This window comes from Nonomuraea sp. NPDC049709, assembly GCF_040674815.1.
GTDB lineage: Bacteria > Actinomycetota > Actinomycetes > Streptosporangiales > Streptosporangiaceae > Nonomuraea.
The window spans coordinates 176725-192278 of sequence record NZ_JBFANM010000003.1 but is presented as its reverse complement, the minus strand read 5'-3'; the positions used below and the strand labels follow the sequence as shown (position 1 = coordinate 192278).

General features: G+C 72.1%; 13 protein-coding genes. 6 read left to right on the top strand and 7 right to left on the bottom strand.

The window, feature by feature from the left end:
* The first annotated feature begins 17 nt into the window (after positions 1-17).
* Positions 18-1919 (top strand): glycosyltransferase, encoded by a 1902-nt coding sequence (locus AB0J69_RS04435; RefSeq protein ID WP_364112795.1) that lies wholly within the window; start codon positions 18-20, stop codon positions 1917-1919.
* A gap of 72 nt (positions 1920-1991) precedes the next feature.
* On the opposite strand, the gene AB0J69_RS04430 is transcribed toward AB0J69_RS04435, so the two are convergent.
* Positions 1992-3116 (bottom strand): aminotransferase class I/II-fold pyridoxal phosphate-dependent enzyme, encoded by a 1125-nt coding sequence (locus AB0J69_RS04430; RefSeq protein WP_364112793.1) that lies wholly within the window; start codon positions 3114-3116, stop codon positions 1992-1994.
* The gene (gene pseB, locus AB0J69_RS04425; RefSeq protein ID WP_364112791.1) at positions 3116-4093 is read right to left on the bottom strand and encodes a UDP-N-acetylglucosamine 4,6-dehydratase (inverting); all 978 of its coding nucleotides are present in this window, start codon (positions 4091-4093) and stop codon (positions 3116-3118) included. Before pseB ends, AB0J69_RS04430 begins: the two co-directional genes overlap by 1 nt.
* Before the next feature lie 103 nt (positions 4094-4196).
* Here pseB and AB0J69_RS04420 point away from each other — a divergent pair, with 103 nt between their 5' ends.
* Together AB0J69_RS04420 and AB0J69_RS04415 are read left to right on the top strand one after the other, a co-directional pair.
* Positions 4197-4925, top strand: a complete 729-nt coding sequence (locus AB0J69_RS04420) for an NTP transferase domain-containing protein (protein WP_364112789.1) — start codon at positions 4197-4199, stop codon at positions 4923-4925.
* 92 nt (positions 4926-5017) lie between these two features.
* Entirely contained in the window at positions 5018-5911 is an 894-nt protein-coding gene (locus tag AB0J69_RS04415; protein WP_364112787.1) for a hypothetical protein, read from the top strand.
* Here AB0J69_RS04415 and pseI read toward each other — a convergent pair.
* Entirely contained in the window at positions 5908-6951 is a 1044-nt protein-coding gene (gene pseI / locus AB0J69_RS04410) for a pseudaminic acid synthase (protein WP_364112785.1), read from the bottom strand. The two genes, AB0J69_RS04415 and pseI, sit on opposite strands and share 4 nt — an antisense overlap.
* Positions 6948-7439 (bottom strand): GNAT family N-acetyltransferase, encoded by a 492-nt coding sequence (locus AB0J69_RS04405; RefSeq protein ID WP_364112783.1) that lies wholly within the window; start codon positions 7437-7439, stop codon positions 6948-6950. The genes pseI and AB0J69_RS04405 overlap by 4 nt, the downstream gene beginning before the upstream one ends.
* Before the next feature lie 167 nt (positions 7440-7606).
* On the opposite strand from AB0J69_RS04405, the gene AB0J69_RS04400 reads away from it, so the two are divergent.
* The 3 genes from AB0J69_RS04400 to AB0J69_RS04390 are packed head-to-tail and all read left to right on the top strand — an operon-like array spanning position 7607 to position 10996.
* Positions 7607-9049 carry a glycosyltransferase family 2 protein gene (locus AB0J69_RS04400; RefSeq protein WP_364112781.1) on the top strand — a complete coding sequence of 481 codons (1443 nt, stop codon included), beginning with the start codon at positions 7607-7609 and terminating at the stop codon, positions 9047-9049.
* A 48-nt stretch (positions 9050-9097) separates the two neighbouring features.
* A complete protein-coding gene (locus AB0J69_RS04395; RefSeq protein WP_364112779.1) occupies positions 9098-9937 on the top strand; it encodes a CDP-alcohol phosphatidyltransferase family protein in 840 nt (279 codons plus the stop codon).
* Between the two features lie 21 nt (positions 9938-9958).
* A complete protein-coding gene (locus AB0J69_RS04390) occupies positions 9959-10996 on the top strand; it encodes a sulfotransferase (protein WP_364112777.1) in 1038 nt (345 codons plus the stop codon).
* Between the two features lie 10 nt (positions 10997-11006).
* On the opposite strand, the gene AB0J69_RS04385 is transcribed toward AB0J69_RS04390, so the two are convergent.
* The 3 genes from AB0J69_RS04385 to AB0J69_RS04375 all read right to left on the bottom strand — a co-directional run bounded on the left by AB0J69_RS04385 (position 11007) and on the right by AB0J69_RS04375 (position 15486).
* A complete protein-coding gene (locus AB0J69_RS04385; RefSeq protein WP_364112775.1) occupies positions 11007-12065 on the bottom strand; it encodes a glycosyltransferase in 1059 nt (352 codons plus the stop codon).
* Positions 12062-14692: a CDP-glycerol glycerophosphotransferase family protein gene (locus tag AB0J69_RS04380; RefSeq protein ID WP_364112773.1), complete on the bottom strand. Its 2631-nt coding sequence runs from the start codon at positions 14690-14692 to the stop codon at positions 12062-12064. The genes AB0J69_RS04385 and AB0J69_RS04380 overlap by 4 nt, the downstream gene beginning before the upstream one ends.
* 92 nt (positions 14693-14784) lie before the next feature.
* The gene (locus AB0J69_RS04375) at positions 14785-15486 is read right to left on the bottom strand and encodes an SRPBCC family protein (protein ID WP_364112771.1); all 702 of its coding nucleotides are present in this window, start codon (positions 15484-15486) and stop codon (positions 14785-14787) included.
* Positions 15487-15554: the final 68 nt, after the last annotated feature.

Here is a 15554-nt window from a genome sequence, read left to right as displayed (position 1 = left end):
AACGATGAGGAGTACATGTGCCGGTTCTTTCGGTGATCGTCCCGTTCCACAACGTCGAGAAGTACATCGGACCCTGCCTTGACTCCATAGCCGCCCAGACGCTGGGGGAGCTGGAGGTGATCTGCGTGGACGACGGCAGCGGCGACGGAGGCTCGGCCGTCGTCGAGTCCCGGCAGGCCACCGACCCGCGGATCACCCTCATCAGGCAGGACAACCACGGGGTGGGCCACGCCCGCAACGTCGGGGTGCGCCGCGCGAGCGGCGACTACCTCGCCTTCGTGGACGGCGACGACACCGTGCCGCGTGACGCGTTCAAGCGGCTGGTGTCCTCGCTCGAGACCACCGGCTCCGACCTGGCCTGCGGAAACGTCATGCGCCTCCACCGCAACCTGCTCATCCCGTCGTGGGCGCACCGGGAGGCGTTCGCCCGGGCGGTCAGGCGCACCCACATCACCCGCCACCCGCTGCTGGTCCGCGACCGCATGTTGTGGAACAAGGTCTACCGCCGCAGCTTCTGGGACAGCCTGGGCCTGAGCTTCCCCGAGCGCATGTACGAGGACCAGCCCGTCGCCATGGCCGCCCACGTCGGAGCCGGCTCGGTGGACGTGCTGGCCAGGGTCGTCTACCACTGGCGGCAGCGCGACGAGCCCGGCGCCTCCATCACCCAGCGCTGCCTGGAGCCGGGCAACCTGCGCGACCGGCTCCTGTCGGTGCTGCAGACCGCCGAGCTGCTCGGCCGCGGGGCGCCGAAGCTCAGGCCCGACTTCGACCGCGACACGCTGGACATCGACATGGGCGTCGCGGTGGAGGCGATGGCCGCCATGGGCACGGCGGCGGACCCGGACCTGGTGGACCTGGCCGTCCGCTACCTCGACGGCGTGTCGCGGGAGGCCTGGCAGAGCATCCCGTTCGAGCACCGCCTCCTGGTCCACCTGCTGCACCGGCGCCGCCTGGCCGAGCTGGCCGACCTCTTCGCCCAGTCCCGGGAGGGCAGCCTGCGGCCCGGGATGAGCTCGGAGGGGTTGCTGCGCAAGCGCTGGTACGGCCGGCACCCGTCGATGCCCGTTCACCTGTCGGAGCTCTCCGGCGAGCTGGGCCTGCAGGCCAGGCTGGTGAGCCTCGACTGGCGCGACGGCGTGCTGCACGGGTCGGGGCGGGTGGCCGTCGGCAGGTTCGACGTGAGCGGGCTGCGGCGGGTGCGCGTACGGATCTGGCTGGAGGAGCGCGGGACCGGCGAGACCCTGCAGCTCTCCGACGAGGAGAGCACGCCCGCGTGGGAGAGCGTCGAGCAGGAGGACGGCAGGCGGCTGCCGGAGCACGCGTTCCCGTTCAGGTTCGCGTTCGACCCGGTCGCGCTGTCGCGGGTGCAGCTGGCCAGGCACGGCCACTGGGACCTGTGCGTGCGGCTGCGGAGCCACGGGCTGAAGCTGGAGAGCAGGGTGGCCGGGCCGCGCTGGCTGCCGCCGCTGATCCCGGCGCCGCGCCGCAGGTCGGGCGTGTGGCTGGTGCCGGTGCGCAGCTCGAGAGGCGCCTGGGGGATACGCCTGCGCACGGCCCAGGCGATCATCGGCGACTGCCGGCTGGACGGCGGCGACCTGGTGTTCTCGGGGGAGATGTCCGACGTCGGCGACGGCGAGCCGGTGCTCAGGCTGCGGCGCAGGAGCGACGGCGAGGAGATGTACTTCCCGGTGGCGCTGGCCGGCCAGGACTTCCACGCGCGGGTGCCGCTGGCCGACATCGACGAGTGCGTCGGCCACGAGTCGTGGTGGGAGGTGCTCATCGACCAGGGCCGGGCCATCCGCCCCCTGGTGCGCACGAGGCAGCGGGCGATCGCCACCGTGGAGGGCGCCGACCGGGAGGAGCGGCGTTTCCTCATCGACCGGGGCGAGGACGGCTGCCTGCTGCTGGCGGAACGCTGACCGGGGCGCTGACCGGGGCGCTGACCGGGGCGCTGACCGGAGCGCTGACCGGAGCGCGGCCCCGGCGCCGGCTCAGGCCAGGATGCCGGTCAGCGTCTCCACGACGTGCTCCTGCTGCGCGTCGGTCAGGGCCGGGAACAACGGCAGCGACAGCTCCTCGGCGTAGTAGGACTCGGCTTCCGGGCAGAGACCGCGCCGGTAGCCGAGGTCCTCGAACACCGGGTGCCAGTAGGCAGGCACGTAGTTGACCTGGACCCCGATCCCGGCGGCGCGCATGCGCTCGTAGACCTCGCGCCGGCGCCCGCCGCCGACCCGGACGGGGTAGAGGTGCCAGCTCGGCCGCACGTAGGCGTGCTGGGCGGGCAGCGTCAGCCCCGGCACGTCACGCAGCAGCACGTTGTAGCGCGCGACCAGCTCGGTGCGCCGCTCGCGGAAGCGCGCCAGCCGCCGCAGCTGGCTGAGGCCGAGCGCGCAGAGCACGTCGGGCAGCCGGTAGTTGAGCCCGAACTCGTGCACCTCCTGGTGCCAGCCGCCCTCGCAGGGAGTGCGCTGCTCGGCGGGGTCCCTGACCAGGCCGTGGTTCCGGAAGCGGGCGGCCCGCCGGAACAGCTCGGGGTCGGCCGCGGCCACGGCCCCGCCCTCCGCCGTCGTCACGGTCTTGGTCGGGAAGAACGAGAACGTGGTCAGATCCGCCAGCGCCCCCACCGGCCGGTCCTTGTACGCCGCCCCGATCGAGTGCGCCGCGTCGCTCACCAGCACCGCCCCGGCCCGGTCGGCGACCTCCCGCAGCTCGTCGTAGTCGGCCGGGTGGCCCGCGTAGTCCACCGCCGTGATCGCCCGCGTCCGGCCGGTGACCAGCGCGGCCGCGGCGTCGGGATCGAGGTTGCCCGTGTCGGGACGCACGTCGGCGAAGACCACCCGCGCGCCCAGCAGCGCGGCCGTGGCGGCCGTGGCCACGAACGTCAGCGGCGAGGTGACCACCTCGTCGCCCGCCCGCACCCCGGCCGCCACGTAGGCGACGTGCAGCGCCGCGGTGCCCGACGTGACCGACACGCATGGCACGCCACCCGTCCAGCGGGCCAGCTCCGCCTCGAACTCGCCGACCGCGGGCCCGGTCGTCAGCCAGTCGCCGCGCAGCACCTCGGCGACCGCCGCGACGTCGGACTCCTCGATCGACTGGCGTCCGTAGGGCAGCATCAGCCGGTCACCATGCCGCGCAGGTCGTCGACCGACAGCCACTGCTCGTTGCTGTCGGAGCGGTAGGTGAAGCCCTCGGGCAGCTGCTCGCCGGTCTTCGGCGGCACGTAGCCCCAGGTCGCGATCGTGGGCTGGACCACGTAGCGGTCGGACAGGCGCAGCGTCCTGCGGCCGTCGTCGGGGCCGATCATCTCCTCGTGCAGCTTCTCGCCCGGGCGCACGCCGATCTCGTAGATCGGGCTGTTCGGGGCCAGGGCCTCGGCCAGGTCGGTGATGCGCATGCTGGGGATGCGCGGCACGTACAGCTCGCCGCCCTGCATCAGGTCGAACGAGTCCACCACGAACCTGACCGCCTGCTCCAGCGTGATCCAGAACCTGGTCATGCGCTTGTCGGTGATCGGCAGGCTGCCGCCCTGCTCGGCCAGCCGCTGGAAGAGCGGGATCACCGAGCCCCGGCTGCCGACGACGTTGCCGTAGCGGACCACGGCGAAGCGGGTCTCGTGGGCGGCGGCGTAGTGGTTGGCCGAGACGAACAGCTTGTCGGCGACCAGCTTCGTGGCGCCGTACAGGTTGATCGGGCTGGAGGCCTTGTCGGTGGAGAGCGCGACGACCTTGCGCACCCCGCAGTCGATCGCGGCCTCCACGACGTTCTGCGAGCCGGCGACGTTGGTGCGGACGTACTCGAACGGGTTGTACTCGGCGGTGTCGACCTGCTTGAGCGCGGCGGCGTGGACCACGTATTCGACGCCGTGCATGGCGCGGGTCAGGCGGTCGCGGTCGCGGACGTCGCCGATGAACCAGCGCAGCCGCTCGTCGTCGTCGAAGAGCTGCCTGGTCTCGTACTGCTTGAGCTCGTCGCGGGAGAAGACCACCAGGCGGCGGACCCCGAGCGAGTCGAGCGCGTGACGGATGAACGCCTTGCCGAAGGACCCCGTTCCTCCGGTGATCAGAATCGACGATCCACTGAGAATGCTCACGTGGCCCCCTGGAGTCGCGCTTACGCGCTGTAGTCGTCGTGGCAGGCGGTAGCATAGCGCGATCGGACAGCGACACAGAGTCACACGGGGGAATGGGGCTTCGGTGCGTATTGTCGGAATAGTTCAGGCTCGCATGGGCTCGACCCGCCTGCCGGGGAAGGTGCTGCGGGAGCTGGGGGGCCGATCCGTGCTGGGGTGGGTGGTCCGCGCCGCGCGGGAGGCGGGCGCGCTCGACGACCTCCTCGTCGCCACCACGACCGAGCCGGCCGACGACGCGGTGGTCGACGAGTGCCGCCGGCTGGGCGTGGCCTGGCACCGGGGGCCGGTGGACGACGTGCTGACCCGGTTCGCGCAGGCGCTGGCGGGGCGGCGGTGGGACGCCATGATGCGGTTCACGGCCGACTGCCCGCTGCTGGACCCGGCCGTGATCAGGGAGGCGGCGCTGGTCTTCCGCGCCGTCCCGGGGCTCGACTACCTGAGCACGAGCCTGGCGCGCACGCTGCCGCGCGGGCTCGACGTGGAAATCGCCGGCCGGGCCGCGTTCCGGCGGGCCGACGAGGAGGCCAGCGGCTTCCACCGCACCCACGTGACCTCCTACGTCTACGAACACCCCGGCGACGCCCGGTTGCTCGGGCTGGCCTACCGGCCCGCCGCCGACGACCTGCGGGTCACGCTCGACACCGAGGACGACTGGCGGCTGATCTCCACGGTGGTGGCCGAGCTGGGCGACCGCTGCCTGCCGGCCAGGACGCTGGTGGGCTGGCTGCGCGAGCGGCCCGAGGTGTGCGGGCTCAACGCCCACGTCCGGCAGAAGGCCCTGCAGGACGCATGACAGGCGGAGCAGGCCCCGGTCGCCCGGGCGGCCGGGTGGGTTTCCGCTGCGACGCCGGGGTCCGGAGCGGGGTTGGCCACCTGGTGCGGTGCGTGGCGCTGGCGGAGGAGCTGTGCGCGCGGGGCGTCGAGGTGGTCTTCCTGGGGGAGGTGCGCGGCTCGGACTGGGCGCGGGCGCAGCTTCGCGAGCGCGGGTTCCGGCTGGTGCCCGCGCCCCAGGAGCCCGTACGGCTGGCCGCGCTGGCCCGTGGCCTGGGCCTGGACGCCGTGGTGCTCGACTCCTACGAGCTGCCGGACAAGACGGGCGTGGTGCTCAGGGAGGCCGGGCTCGCGGTGCTGGCGATCGTGGACGGCGACCCGCTGGGCCAGGAGGCCGACCTCTACCTCGACCAGAACCTCGGCGCCGAGCGGCGGCCCTTCCCGCGGCGGACCCGGCGCCTGGCGGGGGCCCCGTACGTGCTGCTGCGCGACAGCGTGCGGCGGCGAACGCGGGCGCCCGGCGGCGGCGACGTCCCGCGCGTGTTGTGCTTCTTCGGCGGCACCGACAGCGCGGGCGTCGCCCCGGCCTGGGCGCGGGCCCTCAGGGCGACCGGGCGGCCCTTCCACGGCACGGTCGTCAGCCCGGCGCCGTTCGAGGCGGGCGGGCCGATCACCGTGATCCCGCCGACGGACCGGCTGCCCGAGCTGATGGCCGGGGCCGACCTCGTGCTCACCGCGGCCGGCTCCGCCGTCTGGGAGCTGCTCTACCTCGGCGTGCCCACGGCGTTGAGCTGGGTGGCGGACAACCAGCTCATCGGCTACGAGGAGCTCGTGGGCCGGGGCGCGGCGGCGGGCCTGGGGGGCGAGGCGGGCGCGGAGGCCGTCGGCGTGCTGGCCCGCCTGCTCGGCGACCCCGCCGCCCGCGAGGAGTTGGGCGCGCGAGGCCGCGGCCTGGTGGACGGCAGGGGCCGGGAGCGGGTCGCCGACGCCCTGCTCGCGATCGGCTAGATCAGGTCCCAGGTGAGCGGGGTGCCGAAGGGCACGTCCCGGGTGAAGCGCCGGCCCATCACCTGCCCGGCCGAGTCCGGGGGCAGACCGCCCGCGGGCCGGATCGAGCGTACGTTGTCCGGCGTCACCGGCTCGCCCGCGCTCACGTCGCGCACCACGTACAGCGAGCGCCGGAAGCGCAGCCCCTCGCGCTCCGAGGGCCGTGGCCCGATGGTCACGTCGCCCAGCGACTGCCAGGCCCGCTCGCTCTCCGCCACCAGCGCCGCCAGCTCGGCCGGCTCCAGCGAGAACGCCGCGTCCACCCCGCCCTCGGCCCGCGACATGGTGACGTGCTTCTCGATCAGGCACGCCCCCAGCGCCACGGACGCCAGCGCGGCCCCGATCCCGGGGGTGTGGTCGGACAGGCCCACCACCTCGCCCGTGAGCGCGGCCAGCAGCGGCAGCGAGCGCAGGTTGCTCTCCGAGGGCGCGGCCGGGTAGGAGGCCGTGCACGACAGCACGGCGAGCTGGGCGCACCCGGCCTCGCGGGCGGCCGACACCGCGGCGTCGATCTCGGAGATGGTGGCCATCCCCGTGGAGATGATCAGCGGCTTGCCCGTGGCGGCCGCCAGCCGGATCAGCGGCAGGTCCACGATCTCCGACGAAGCGATCTTGTACGCCGGCACGCCCAGCTTCTCCAGGAACTCGACCGCCGTGGGGTCGAAGGGCGCCGAGAACGCGATCAGCCCGCGCTCGCGCGCCCGCCGGAAGATCGGCTCGTGCCACTCCCACGGCGTGTGGGCGCGTTCGAAGAGCCGGTAGAGGTTCTCGCCACCCCACAGCTCGTGCTCGTCGCCCACGCGGAACGCGGGCCCGTCGCAGTCGATGGTCAGCGTGTCCGGCAGGTACGTCTGCAGCTTCAGCGCGTGCGCTCCGGCCTCGGCCACCGCGTCCACGATGGCCAGCGCCCGCTCCAGGCTGCCGTTGTGGTTGCCCGACAGCTCCGCCACGACGAGCGGCGGATGGCCGGCCCCGATCGCCCGTCCCCCGATGGAGATCATGCGTGTTCCTTCCTGAGCTCGATGGCCACGACGTCGCGCGGCACCCCGTCCACCTCCCGCAGGTAGGCGCCCACCTCGACGAACCCGAACCGCCGGTGCAGCCGCCTGACCGGCTCGTTGCCGGCCAGCACCTCGCCCCGCAGCGTCGTCAGCCCGAGCGGCCCGAAGGCGTGCTCGATGGCCGCCCGCTCCAGCCCGGCCCAGGCCCGCAGCAGCGTCCCCGACCGCTCCAGGCCGTCGAGGTCCAGGTAGTAGCCCCAGTCGGCGCTCTCGGGCGAGAGGCCGGCGTAGGTCACCACGCCCGCGGCGGTGCCCTCGTGGTCGTAGATCAGCACGCGCCGGCCCGCGTCGGCACGGGTGGCCGCCCACCAGCGGGCGTGCTCGTCCTCCGCGATCTCGTGCGTGGTGAAGCTGGCGGCGCGCACCCGAGGGTGGTTGCGCCACCGGCGCATCACCGGCAGATCGTCGTCCCGGACGTCTCTCAGCACCGCTCCCCCTACTCCCCCTACTATCTGTGTTCGTTCCATTGCACAACGTAGCGGATTCCGCGTCCGGTAAAGAGCTCATCAGGGACGGGCATCGGACACGGAATCAGCTGGGCCGCCGGGGCATGCTGCCCTCGACCCCCCGTACCGAGCCAAGGAGCGAATTCGGCATGATCCCCCTGCTCAGCGTCGTCGTCCCGTTCTACAACGTGGAGCCGTACATCACCGAGTGCCTCAAATCGCTGGCCGCCCAGACCCTCGACGACCTCGAGGTGATCCTCGTGGACGACGGCTCCGTGGACGGCAGCCGGCGCGTCGCCGAGGACTTCGTCGCCAGGGACGAGCGTTTCGTGCTGATCGGCCAGCGCAACCTCGGGCCGGGGCCGGCCCGCAACCAGGGGATCAGGCAGGCCCGCGGCACCTACCTGGCCTTCGCCGACAGCGATGACGTCGTGCCGCCGGAGGCGTACGAGCGGCTCGTCGGCAAGCTCGCCGAGACCGGCTCCGACCTGGCGTGCGGCGCGGTCAGGCGGCTCGTGGACGGCGAGCTGGAGGAGTCGATCCTGCACGAGAAGGTGTTCAGGCGCCCGCAGCTGTGCACCCACATCACCGACAAGCAGGTGCTGATCAGGGACCGCACCGTGTGGAACAAGGTCTACCGGCGCGACTTCTGGGAGCGTTGCGGCCTGCGCTTCCCGGCCGGCATCTACGAGGACGTGCCCGTCGCCATGCAGGCCCACGTGCTGGCGACCAGCGTGGACATGGTGGGCGAGGTGGTCTACCACTGGCGCAAGCGCGAGGAGGGCGGCACCTCGATCACGCAGCGCCGCTCCGAGCTGCCCAACCTCCAGGAGCGGCTGGCGGCCATCCGCGCGGTGCGCGCCTTCCTCGACGAGCGGGCGCCCGAGCTGCTCGACGGCTTCGACGCCCTCGTGCTGGAGAAGGACACCCTCTTCCTGTTCCAGGCGCTGGAGCGGTGCGAGGAGGACCCGGAGCCGCTGCTGGAGCTGGGCCGTGCCTGGCAGGCCGAGCTGGGACCGCACGTGCTGGCCACCGCGCCGTCGCTGCGCCGCCTGGAGCTGCACCTGCTCGGGCGCGGCCTAGTCGCCGAGCTGCGCACCGTGCGCGAGTTCCGGCGCGGGCGCGAGGACGTCACCCGCGTGGTGCCGCGCGGCCGCCGCGTCGCCAACTGGTACGGCGACTACCCCTTCTTCCGCGACCGCCGCCTGCGCATCCCCGACGAGGTGTTCGACGCCCGCGACGAGCTCAAGCTGATCGCCAGGGTCGATTCGTGCGAGCGGACCGGCGCCGCGTACCGCCTGCGCGGCCACGTGGCCATCCACCGCGTCGATCGCAAGATCCCCAAGGTCGGCCTGTGGCTTAGCGACGGACGCCGCCGGATCCCCCTGGAGACGCGGCGCAAGGGCCGCTACGGCGTCGTGGCCGCCATCGACCCCGAGCGCCTCGAAGGCGGTGGACCCTGGCGGCTCCAGGTTCGGGCTGAAATGCGCGGTTTGGTGCTGAAAGGCTGGTGCCGGGACGGCGAGGCCAACACCGCGTGGCGGTTTTCGGTGCCGGGTTGGTCAAGAAGCGGCATGGACATGCCCCAGTAGTTCCAGACAGTAATCGTTCCGGCGCGTCGCGTGGTCATGCTGGGATCCATGAGGACCTATTCGCTCGATGACGTCTACGAGACACGCAAGCGGAGAGATTCCTGGTGGACCGTGTATTTCGTGGACCCGGTCGCCTGCCGGGTCACCCTTCCCGTCGCCAATCGCACCCGGCTGACGCCCAACGGGCTCACCGTGTTCTCGCTGGTCCTCGGCCTGGGGTCGGCCGTCGGTTTCGCAATGAACCAGCTCATAGCGGGCGCAGTCTTCTTCTATCTGAGCTTCATGATCGACTGCGTGGACGGCAAAATAGCCAGGCTCAAGGGTACGGGGACGCCCTTCGGCCTCTGGCTCGACTACGTGGGGGACCGGATCAGGGTGGTCCTGTGTGCCGGGGGGCTGGCATACGGGCAGTACGCGCTGACCGGCGATGTGAGCTACGTCGTCCTCGGCGCGGCGGTGGCCGTGCTGGACCTGTTCAGGTACGTCAACGCGCCGCAGATGAAGCGCGTACGCGAGGCCATCAGGGAGGAGCGGCAGGAACCCGAGCTCGACCTGGATCCCCTGTCACCGGATCCCCTCGTGCCGGAGCCGGCCGAGCCGCTGGGGCGGGCGCCCCGGCCGCGTTGGTTCTTCCGGCTCTTCAGGCGGCTCAACAGGTTCCTGGCCCGGCATCGCGTCCGCTCGCACCTGGTCAGCGGCATCGAGTTCCACGCGGCGGTGTTCGTGATCGCGCCCATAGCGGGGGCATGGGCGCTGATCCCGCTCGCCGTGGCGTCGGGGGTTCTGCTGCTGGCCAACGAGGTCTTCCTTGTCTACCGGATGTGGCTCTTCACGCGCAGGCACGGCGTGGGCTCGTCTCAGGAGAGCCGAGAGCACGTTCTCGTCTAAGTTTTCGGGGGTTAGTACGACATGTCAGACCGACCAGTCTTCGTCATCGGATGCCCGCGGTCCGGCACCACGATGCTCCAGCTCATGCTCCACTCGCACCCCCGTATGGCGGTGCCTCCGGAGACGCGCTTCCTCGTTCCCGCTTATTACCGCCGCCGCACGTGGGGCGACCTGCGGATCGACCAGCGCCGCCGGGCTCTGGCGCAGTGGATCGCGACCGACCGCAGCACGAAGTTCCGCGAACTCAAGATCGACAAGGACGAGTTCGTCAGGCAGGCCGTGGCGGGCCCCGGCTCGCTCGGCTCGGTGATCGGCACGGCGTTCCGCATGTACGCCGACCGGTTCGACAAGGCTCGCTGGGGCGACAAGCGGCCGAGCTACGTCAAGCAGGTGGACCTGCTGCTGCGGCTCTTCCCCGACGCCCAGTTCATCCACCTCATCAGGGACGGCCGCGACTGCGTGGCCTCGCTGAAGGAGATGCCCTGGTACACCCTCGACTCCTTCCACGCCGTCTCCACCTGGGCCGAGGCAATCGACGCGGGCGGCCGGCTGAAGCGCACGCTGGCCGAGGACACGTACTACGAGCTGCGCTACGAGGACCTCACCGACGACCCGATGACCGAGCTGAAGAAGCTCTGCCACTTCCTGGAGGAGGACTTCTCGCCGGCGATGATCTCGCCGCGCGAGGCGGCCAGCGTGGCGGTGCCGCAGCACAAGGTCTGGCACAGCAACACGCACCGCGAGGTCACCCGCAGCCGGGTCGGGAGCTGGGCGAACCGGCTGGACGACTGGGAGGTGTCGCTGTGCGAGCACATGCTCGGCGACCGCCTGGAGTCCATGGGGTACGAGCTGAGCGGCGCCCCCAAGCCGGCCAAGGAGCACATCGTGGCCTGCCAGAAGACGATGCAGAAGCGCAAGGCCAGCCGGATGCGCAAGAGCATGCGCGACCGGCTGAACCGGCTGCGCGAGCCGAGCCCCGTGGCCGCCATGCTCACCACGCGCCAGCGCTCGCTGGCCGGGGTGCCGCAGCAGCGCAAGGAGCTGACGGAACCCGTCTAGCCAGGGACGTCTAACGCTCGATGTGGGCGAACATCGACTCCCATCGGTCCAGCACGTGGTCGAGGCGGAACGCCTCGGCCCGTGCCCGGGCGTCGGCCCCGAGGCGCCGCCGCTCCTCCTCGTCCCCGATCAGCCGCGCCAGCTCCGCCCCGAACGCGTCCACGTCGCCCGGCGGGACCAGCACCGGCCCGGCCGAGCGCACGCCTCCCGACACGTCGAACGCCACCGCCGGCACCCCGTGCGCCCCCGACTCCAGCAGCACGATCGGCAGGCCCTCGTGCTCGCTGGTCAGCCCCAGGACCGAGGCCGCGAGATACTCGGCCGGCATCCGCGCGGCGGGCACCAGCCCCCTGAACACCACGCGGTCGCCCACGCCCTCCCGGTCCGCGTGCGCGCGCAGCCGCTCCAGCTCGCCGCCGTCCCCGATGAGGTGCAGCTCCCACGGCGGGGGCGCGCCCGAGCGGGCGAACGCGCTGATCAGCCGGTCGAACCGCTTGACTCCCTCCAGCCGGCCCACGCCGAGCACGCGCGGCGACTCCAGCGCCGACATCTCCTCCGGCCAGTCCGCCAGCGGGTTCGGCAGCGCGCCCGCGTTGGGCAGCAGCGCGTGCTCGGAGAACAGCCAGGCGTCGTCCTCGCTGAGGAAGACGGACTGTTCGAGGCCTGGGTAGTGGCGTCGGATCGAGGCCAGGTGCCAGCAGCCGCGGGCGTGGTCGTACGAGCCGTGGTACTGCCCGATCGGCCGCAGCGTGTCCGGCAGCAGCCCTGACAGCCGGGCCACCACGGACGGGGAGGTCATGATCGCGTAACCCGGCCCGACGGCGCCGAGCAGCTCCTTCAGCCGCCGGTCTGCCCGCCTGCGGGCGAGCGTGCCCCGCGCGGGCCGGCGGCTGATCACGTGCCGGCGGTAGAGGGGACGCTCGACGTACCTGAACGGGGCGGCGGCGCGTTGCAGCCCGATCACGTGTACGTCGTGCCCGCGCCGGGCCAGGCCCTGGGCCAGGGTGTGGGTGACCTGCTGGATGCCGCCGAGCGTGTCGGCGTCCAGGCAGGTGAAGACGACGGTCATCGGGTCTCCTCGAAGAAGTCGGCCACGATCCTGGCCGCCGCGTCGCCGCGCTCGTCGGCGCACCACAGGTCGCGGAAGGCCGCGTACCGCTCGGCGTAGGACTCGTGCACGGCCGGCAGCTCGCGCAGCGCGGCGATCAGGTCCTCGGTCGTCGAGAGGCACGGGCCCGGGGCGATGGCCGGCAGGTCGTGGTAGACGCCGCGCTCCGAGAGGCGGTAGTCGTCCCAGTCGTCGACGAAGAACAGCATCGGCCTGCCGGTCAGCGCGTAGTCGCACATGACGGAGGAGTAGTCGGTCAGCAGCGCGTCCGAGGCCAGCATCAGGTCGTTGATCTCCGGGTACGACGCGGCGGAGCGGACGAAGTGCTTGAGGTGCTCGGGTGGGCTGTAGCGCTCGACCGGGTGCGTACGCAGGATCACCACCCAGTCGTCGGCCAGTTCGTCGGCCATGAGCTCCAGGTCCACCCGTACGGACTGGCCGCTGCCCTTCACCCGGTCCCGGTACGTGGGCGCGTAGAGCAGGACCTGCCGCCCGGGCGGGATCTCCAGCCGCCTGCGCACCTCGCCCGACGGCTCGGCCCGTACGAGCGCGTCGCACCGGGGCGTCCCGCACCGGTACACCTTGCCCGAGTAGCCGTTCGACGGCAGGAACACCCGCGAGAACTCCGCGCTCGGCGACACCAGCGCGTCCCACCGGGCGACCGCGGCCCGCCACTGCGCCCGCGGCTTGTCGAAGTCGCCGCGCAGGTCGGGCGCGTCGAACCCGATCGACTTGATCCCCTGCCCGTGCCAGGTCTGCAGGTAGCGGGTGCCGCGGGGCTTGGGATAGTCCAGCGGGAAGCCGTGGCTGTCCACCCAGATGCCGGCCCTGGCCATCGTGTAGATGTAGCGCCAGCTGCCCCGGCGGACGAGGCGGACGTCGGAGGGGAAGTTCCGGCGGCCCCTGGCCACCGACCAGACCGCCTCGATCGGCAGGCCGCGCCGCCGCACCTCCTCGTAGATGGCCCGCGGGCTGCCGCTGTAGCCCTTGCCGACGTCCGACTCGAACAGCGCGAGGTTCGGGCGGCGCGGCAGCACCCTGATCATCACCTTGTACGCCCGCAGCTTGTTCGCCGGCGTGTTCAGGCGCGTCATCAGCCGCCGCCTGACCCGCCGCCACACCGACTGCGGGATGGAGTCGGGACGCACGCACAGGTACGCCGTGTATCCCTCGGCCTTGAGCGTGCACCCGGGCAGCTCGATCGGCTCGGTGTGGGGATCGACGATGATCCGGTCGGTCGTGGTGTGCCCGTCGGAGGTCCGGGTGAAGCCGATGCGCGGGTCGCACTTGCCCGAGGGCCTGAACGTGACCTCGCTGAGGTATCCGCCCCCGCCCGACGGCTCCGGCTCGATGGGGATCCGCTCCTTGCCGAGCTGCAGGAACGCCGTCCACTCCGGCGGCAGCGCGCCGAACGGGTCGTAGGTGCGCACGGTCATCCGCACCCGCTCGCCGTCGGAGGACAGGCTCACCACCTCGTGCCGCAGCCGGGAGGCGGTGAAGGGCAGCTCGGCCAGGCGCAGCTTGGTGATGTCCAGGCCGGGGGAGGCCGACGTGCCCCAGTACGTCCGGCCGTCGAGCTGCACGGCTGCCCGCGGCGCGGCCCGCGGCCCGGTCAGCGAGCCCGCCGCCACCCGCAGGTCCTCGATCCGGTCGTCCAGGATGAGCCGGCAGCAGACCCGGTCCAGCGGGTCGATCCGCTCGAACACCTCGTCCGGGATCTCCTCCAGGTACGGCCGCACCACCGAGGCGAACTCCTTGGTCCACACCAGGTCCCGCAGGGGCAGCGGGTTGAGGTAGACGCGCAGGTCCTGGCGGACGAACCGGTACTGCCGGTGCGGCACCAGGTCGGCGGCGCCGTGATCGCGCAGGATGTCGTCGCTCAGCCGGGCCGCGATCACCCGCTGCCGCACGTTCTCCAGGTCGTCGATGCTCAGCGAGATCGACTCGTTCGTGCGCGCCCGGTGCCAGTGGTAGACCGTCCACGGCACGATCGCGAACCTGCGCGCCACCGCGTACAGCTCGGCGGCGAAGACATGGTCCTCGTAGTGGATGTCCTCGGGGAAGCGCAGCGCGCGGCCGCGTAGCCAGCCCACGTCGTAGAGCTTGTTGGTGCTGAAGCAGTCGAGGAACAGCTCCGGCTCCTCCCGGATGCCCTCGACCACCCGCCGCCTGGCGAACAACGACGGGTAGTACGGCTGCAGCCGCCCGTTCGACTCGAACAGCCGCGAGATCTGCCCTGACACGAACTCGGCCCCGGTCCGCTCGATCTCGGCGAGCAGGCTCTTGCACGCGTGCCTGGGCAACTCGTCGTCGCTGTCCAGGAACATGATGTACGGCGCGGCGGCCGCGTCGATCCCGTCGTTGCGCGGCGCCCCGCAGCCGCCGCTGTTGACCGGCCTGCGCAGGTAGCGCACCCGCGGATCGGCCTGCGCGAGCCGCCGGGCCACCTCCGGCGTGCCGTCCGTGCTGGCGTCGTCGGCGATGATCACTTCGAGGTCGCGCAGCGACTGCCGGAGCACGGAACGTACGGCCCTGGGCAGGCGGGCCGCGTCGTTATACGTGATGACGACAACGGTGCAGTCCGGCATCACAAGTCCCCCGTAGATAGACCTATCCGCGGGAATGGCACTTCCCCCAGGTCGGGGGAAGTGTCCGGACTTGATTGACTATTTGCCGAAAATCACCGCATAAGCCGACGAATCACCCAGGCGATGAACAGCAGCGCCACGACCGCGCCCGCGATCGGCGCCAGCCGCTTGAGCAGCGGCTGCCCGGCGATCTCCAGCAGGTCGAGCGCCTCCTCGTCGGGCGTGCGCGACGTGCGCTGCGTGCCCGCGGGCCGCCCCTCCTGCTCGGGCGCCGGCACCGCGCTCAGGTGCCGCTCCTCCTCCTGCGCCGGCGCGCCCTCCTGCGGGGCGACCGCTTCGACCGTGGGCTCGGAGAGCAGATCGGCCAGGTTGCCGGCGAACCTCTCGATGAGCTTGCCGCCCACCTCGGCCATCACGCCCCTGCCGAACTGGGCGGGCCGGCCGGTGACGTTGAACGTGGTCTCCACGGTCACCAGCGTGGCCTCGTCGCGCGGCTGCATGCGGGCCCTGACCGTGGCGGAGGCCGTGCCCGAGCCCCGGGCCTCCTTGCCCGACGCCTGGATGGCCAGCGAGTAGGAGTCCTTGTCCACGTCCTCGAACCTGGCCGAGCCGCGATAGGTGACCGTGATCGGGCCGACCTTGACCTTCATCCGCCCGGTGAACTCGTCGCCCTCGAAGATGTCCAGCGTCGCCCCGGGCAGGCATGGCGCGACCCGCTCGACGTCGAGCAACACGGCCCAGGCCTGCTCGATCGGAACGGGAACAGTGAACTCGTGCTCGAACCGCATCGCCATCGATTCGCTCCTTCTCCCGATGCCTGTGACCCTATGCCGGGGTGGGGGCACCCCGGAAGAGGCGCCCC

Excerpts from the sequence above, each read along its gene's own strand:
- AB0J69_RS04375 (WP_364112771.1), bottom strand. The coding sequence starts at position 15,486 with ATGGCGATGCGGTTCGAGCACGAGTTCACTGTTCCCGTTCCGATCGAG.
- AB0J69_RS04390 (WP_364112777.1), top strand. The coding sequence starts at position 9,959 with ATGTCAGACCGACCAGTCTTCGTCATCGGATGCCCGCGGTCCGGCACC.
- AB0J69_RS04380 (WP_364112773.1), bottom strand. The coding sequence starts at position 14,692 with ATGCCGGACTGCACCGTTGTCGTCATCACGTATAACGACGCGGCCCGC.
- pseI (WP_364112785.1), bottom strand. The coding sequence starts at position 6,951 with ATGATCTCCATCGGGGGACGGGCGATCGGGGCCGGCCATCCGCCGCTC.
- AB0J69_RS04430 (WP_364112793.1), bottom strand. The coding sequence starts at position 3,116 with ATGCTGCCCTACGGACGCCAGTCGATCGAGGAGTCCGACGTCGCGGCG.
- AB0J69_RS04400 (WP_364112781.1), top strand. The coding sequence starts at position 7,607 with ATGATCCCCCTGCTCAGCGTCGTCGTCCCGTTCTACAACGTGGAGCCG.
- AB0J69_RS04385 (WP_364112775.1), bottom strand. The coding sequence starts at position 12,065 with ATGACCGTCGTCTTCACCTGCCTGGACGCCGACACGCTCGGCGGCATC.
- AB0J69_RS04395 (WP_364112779.1), top strand. The coding sequence starts at position 9,098 with ATGAGGACCTATTCGCTCGATGACGTCTACGAGACACGCAAGCGGAGA.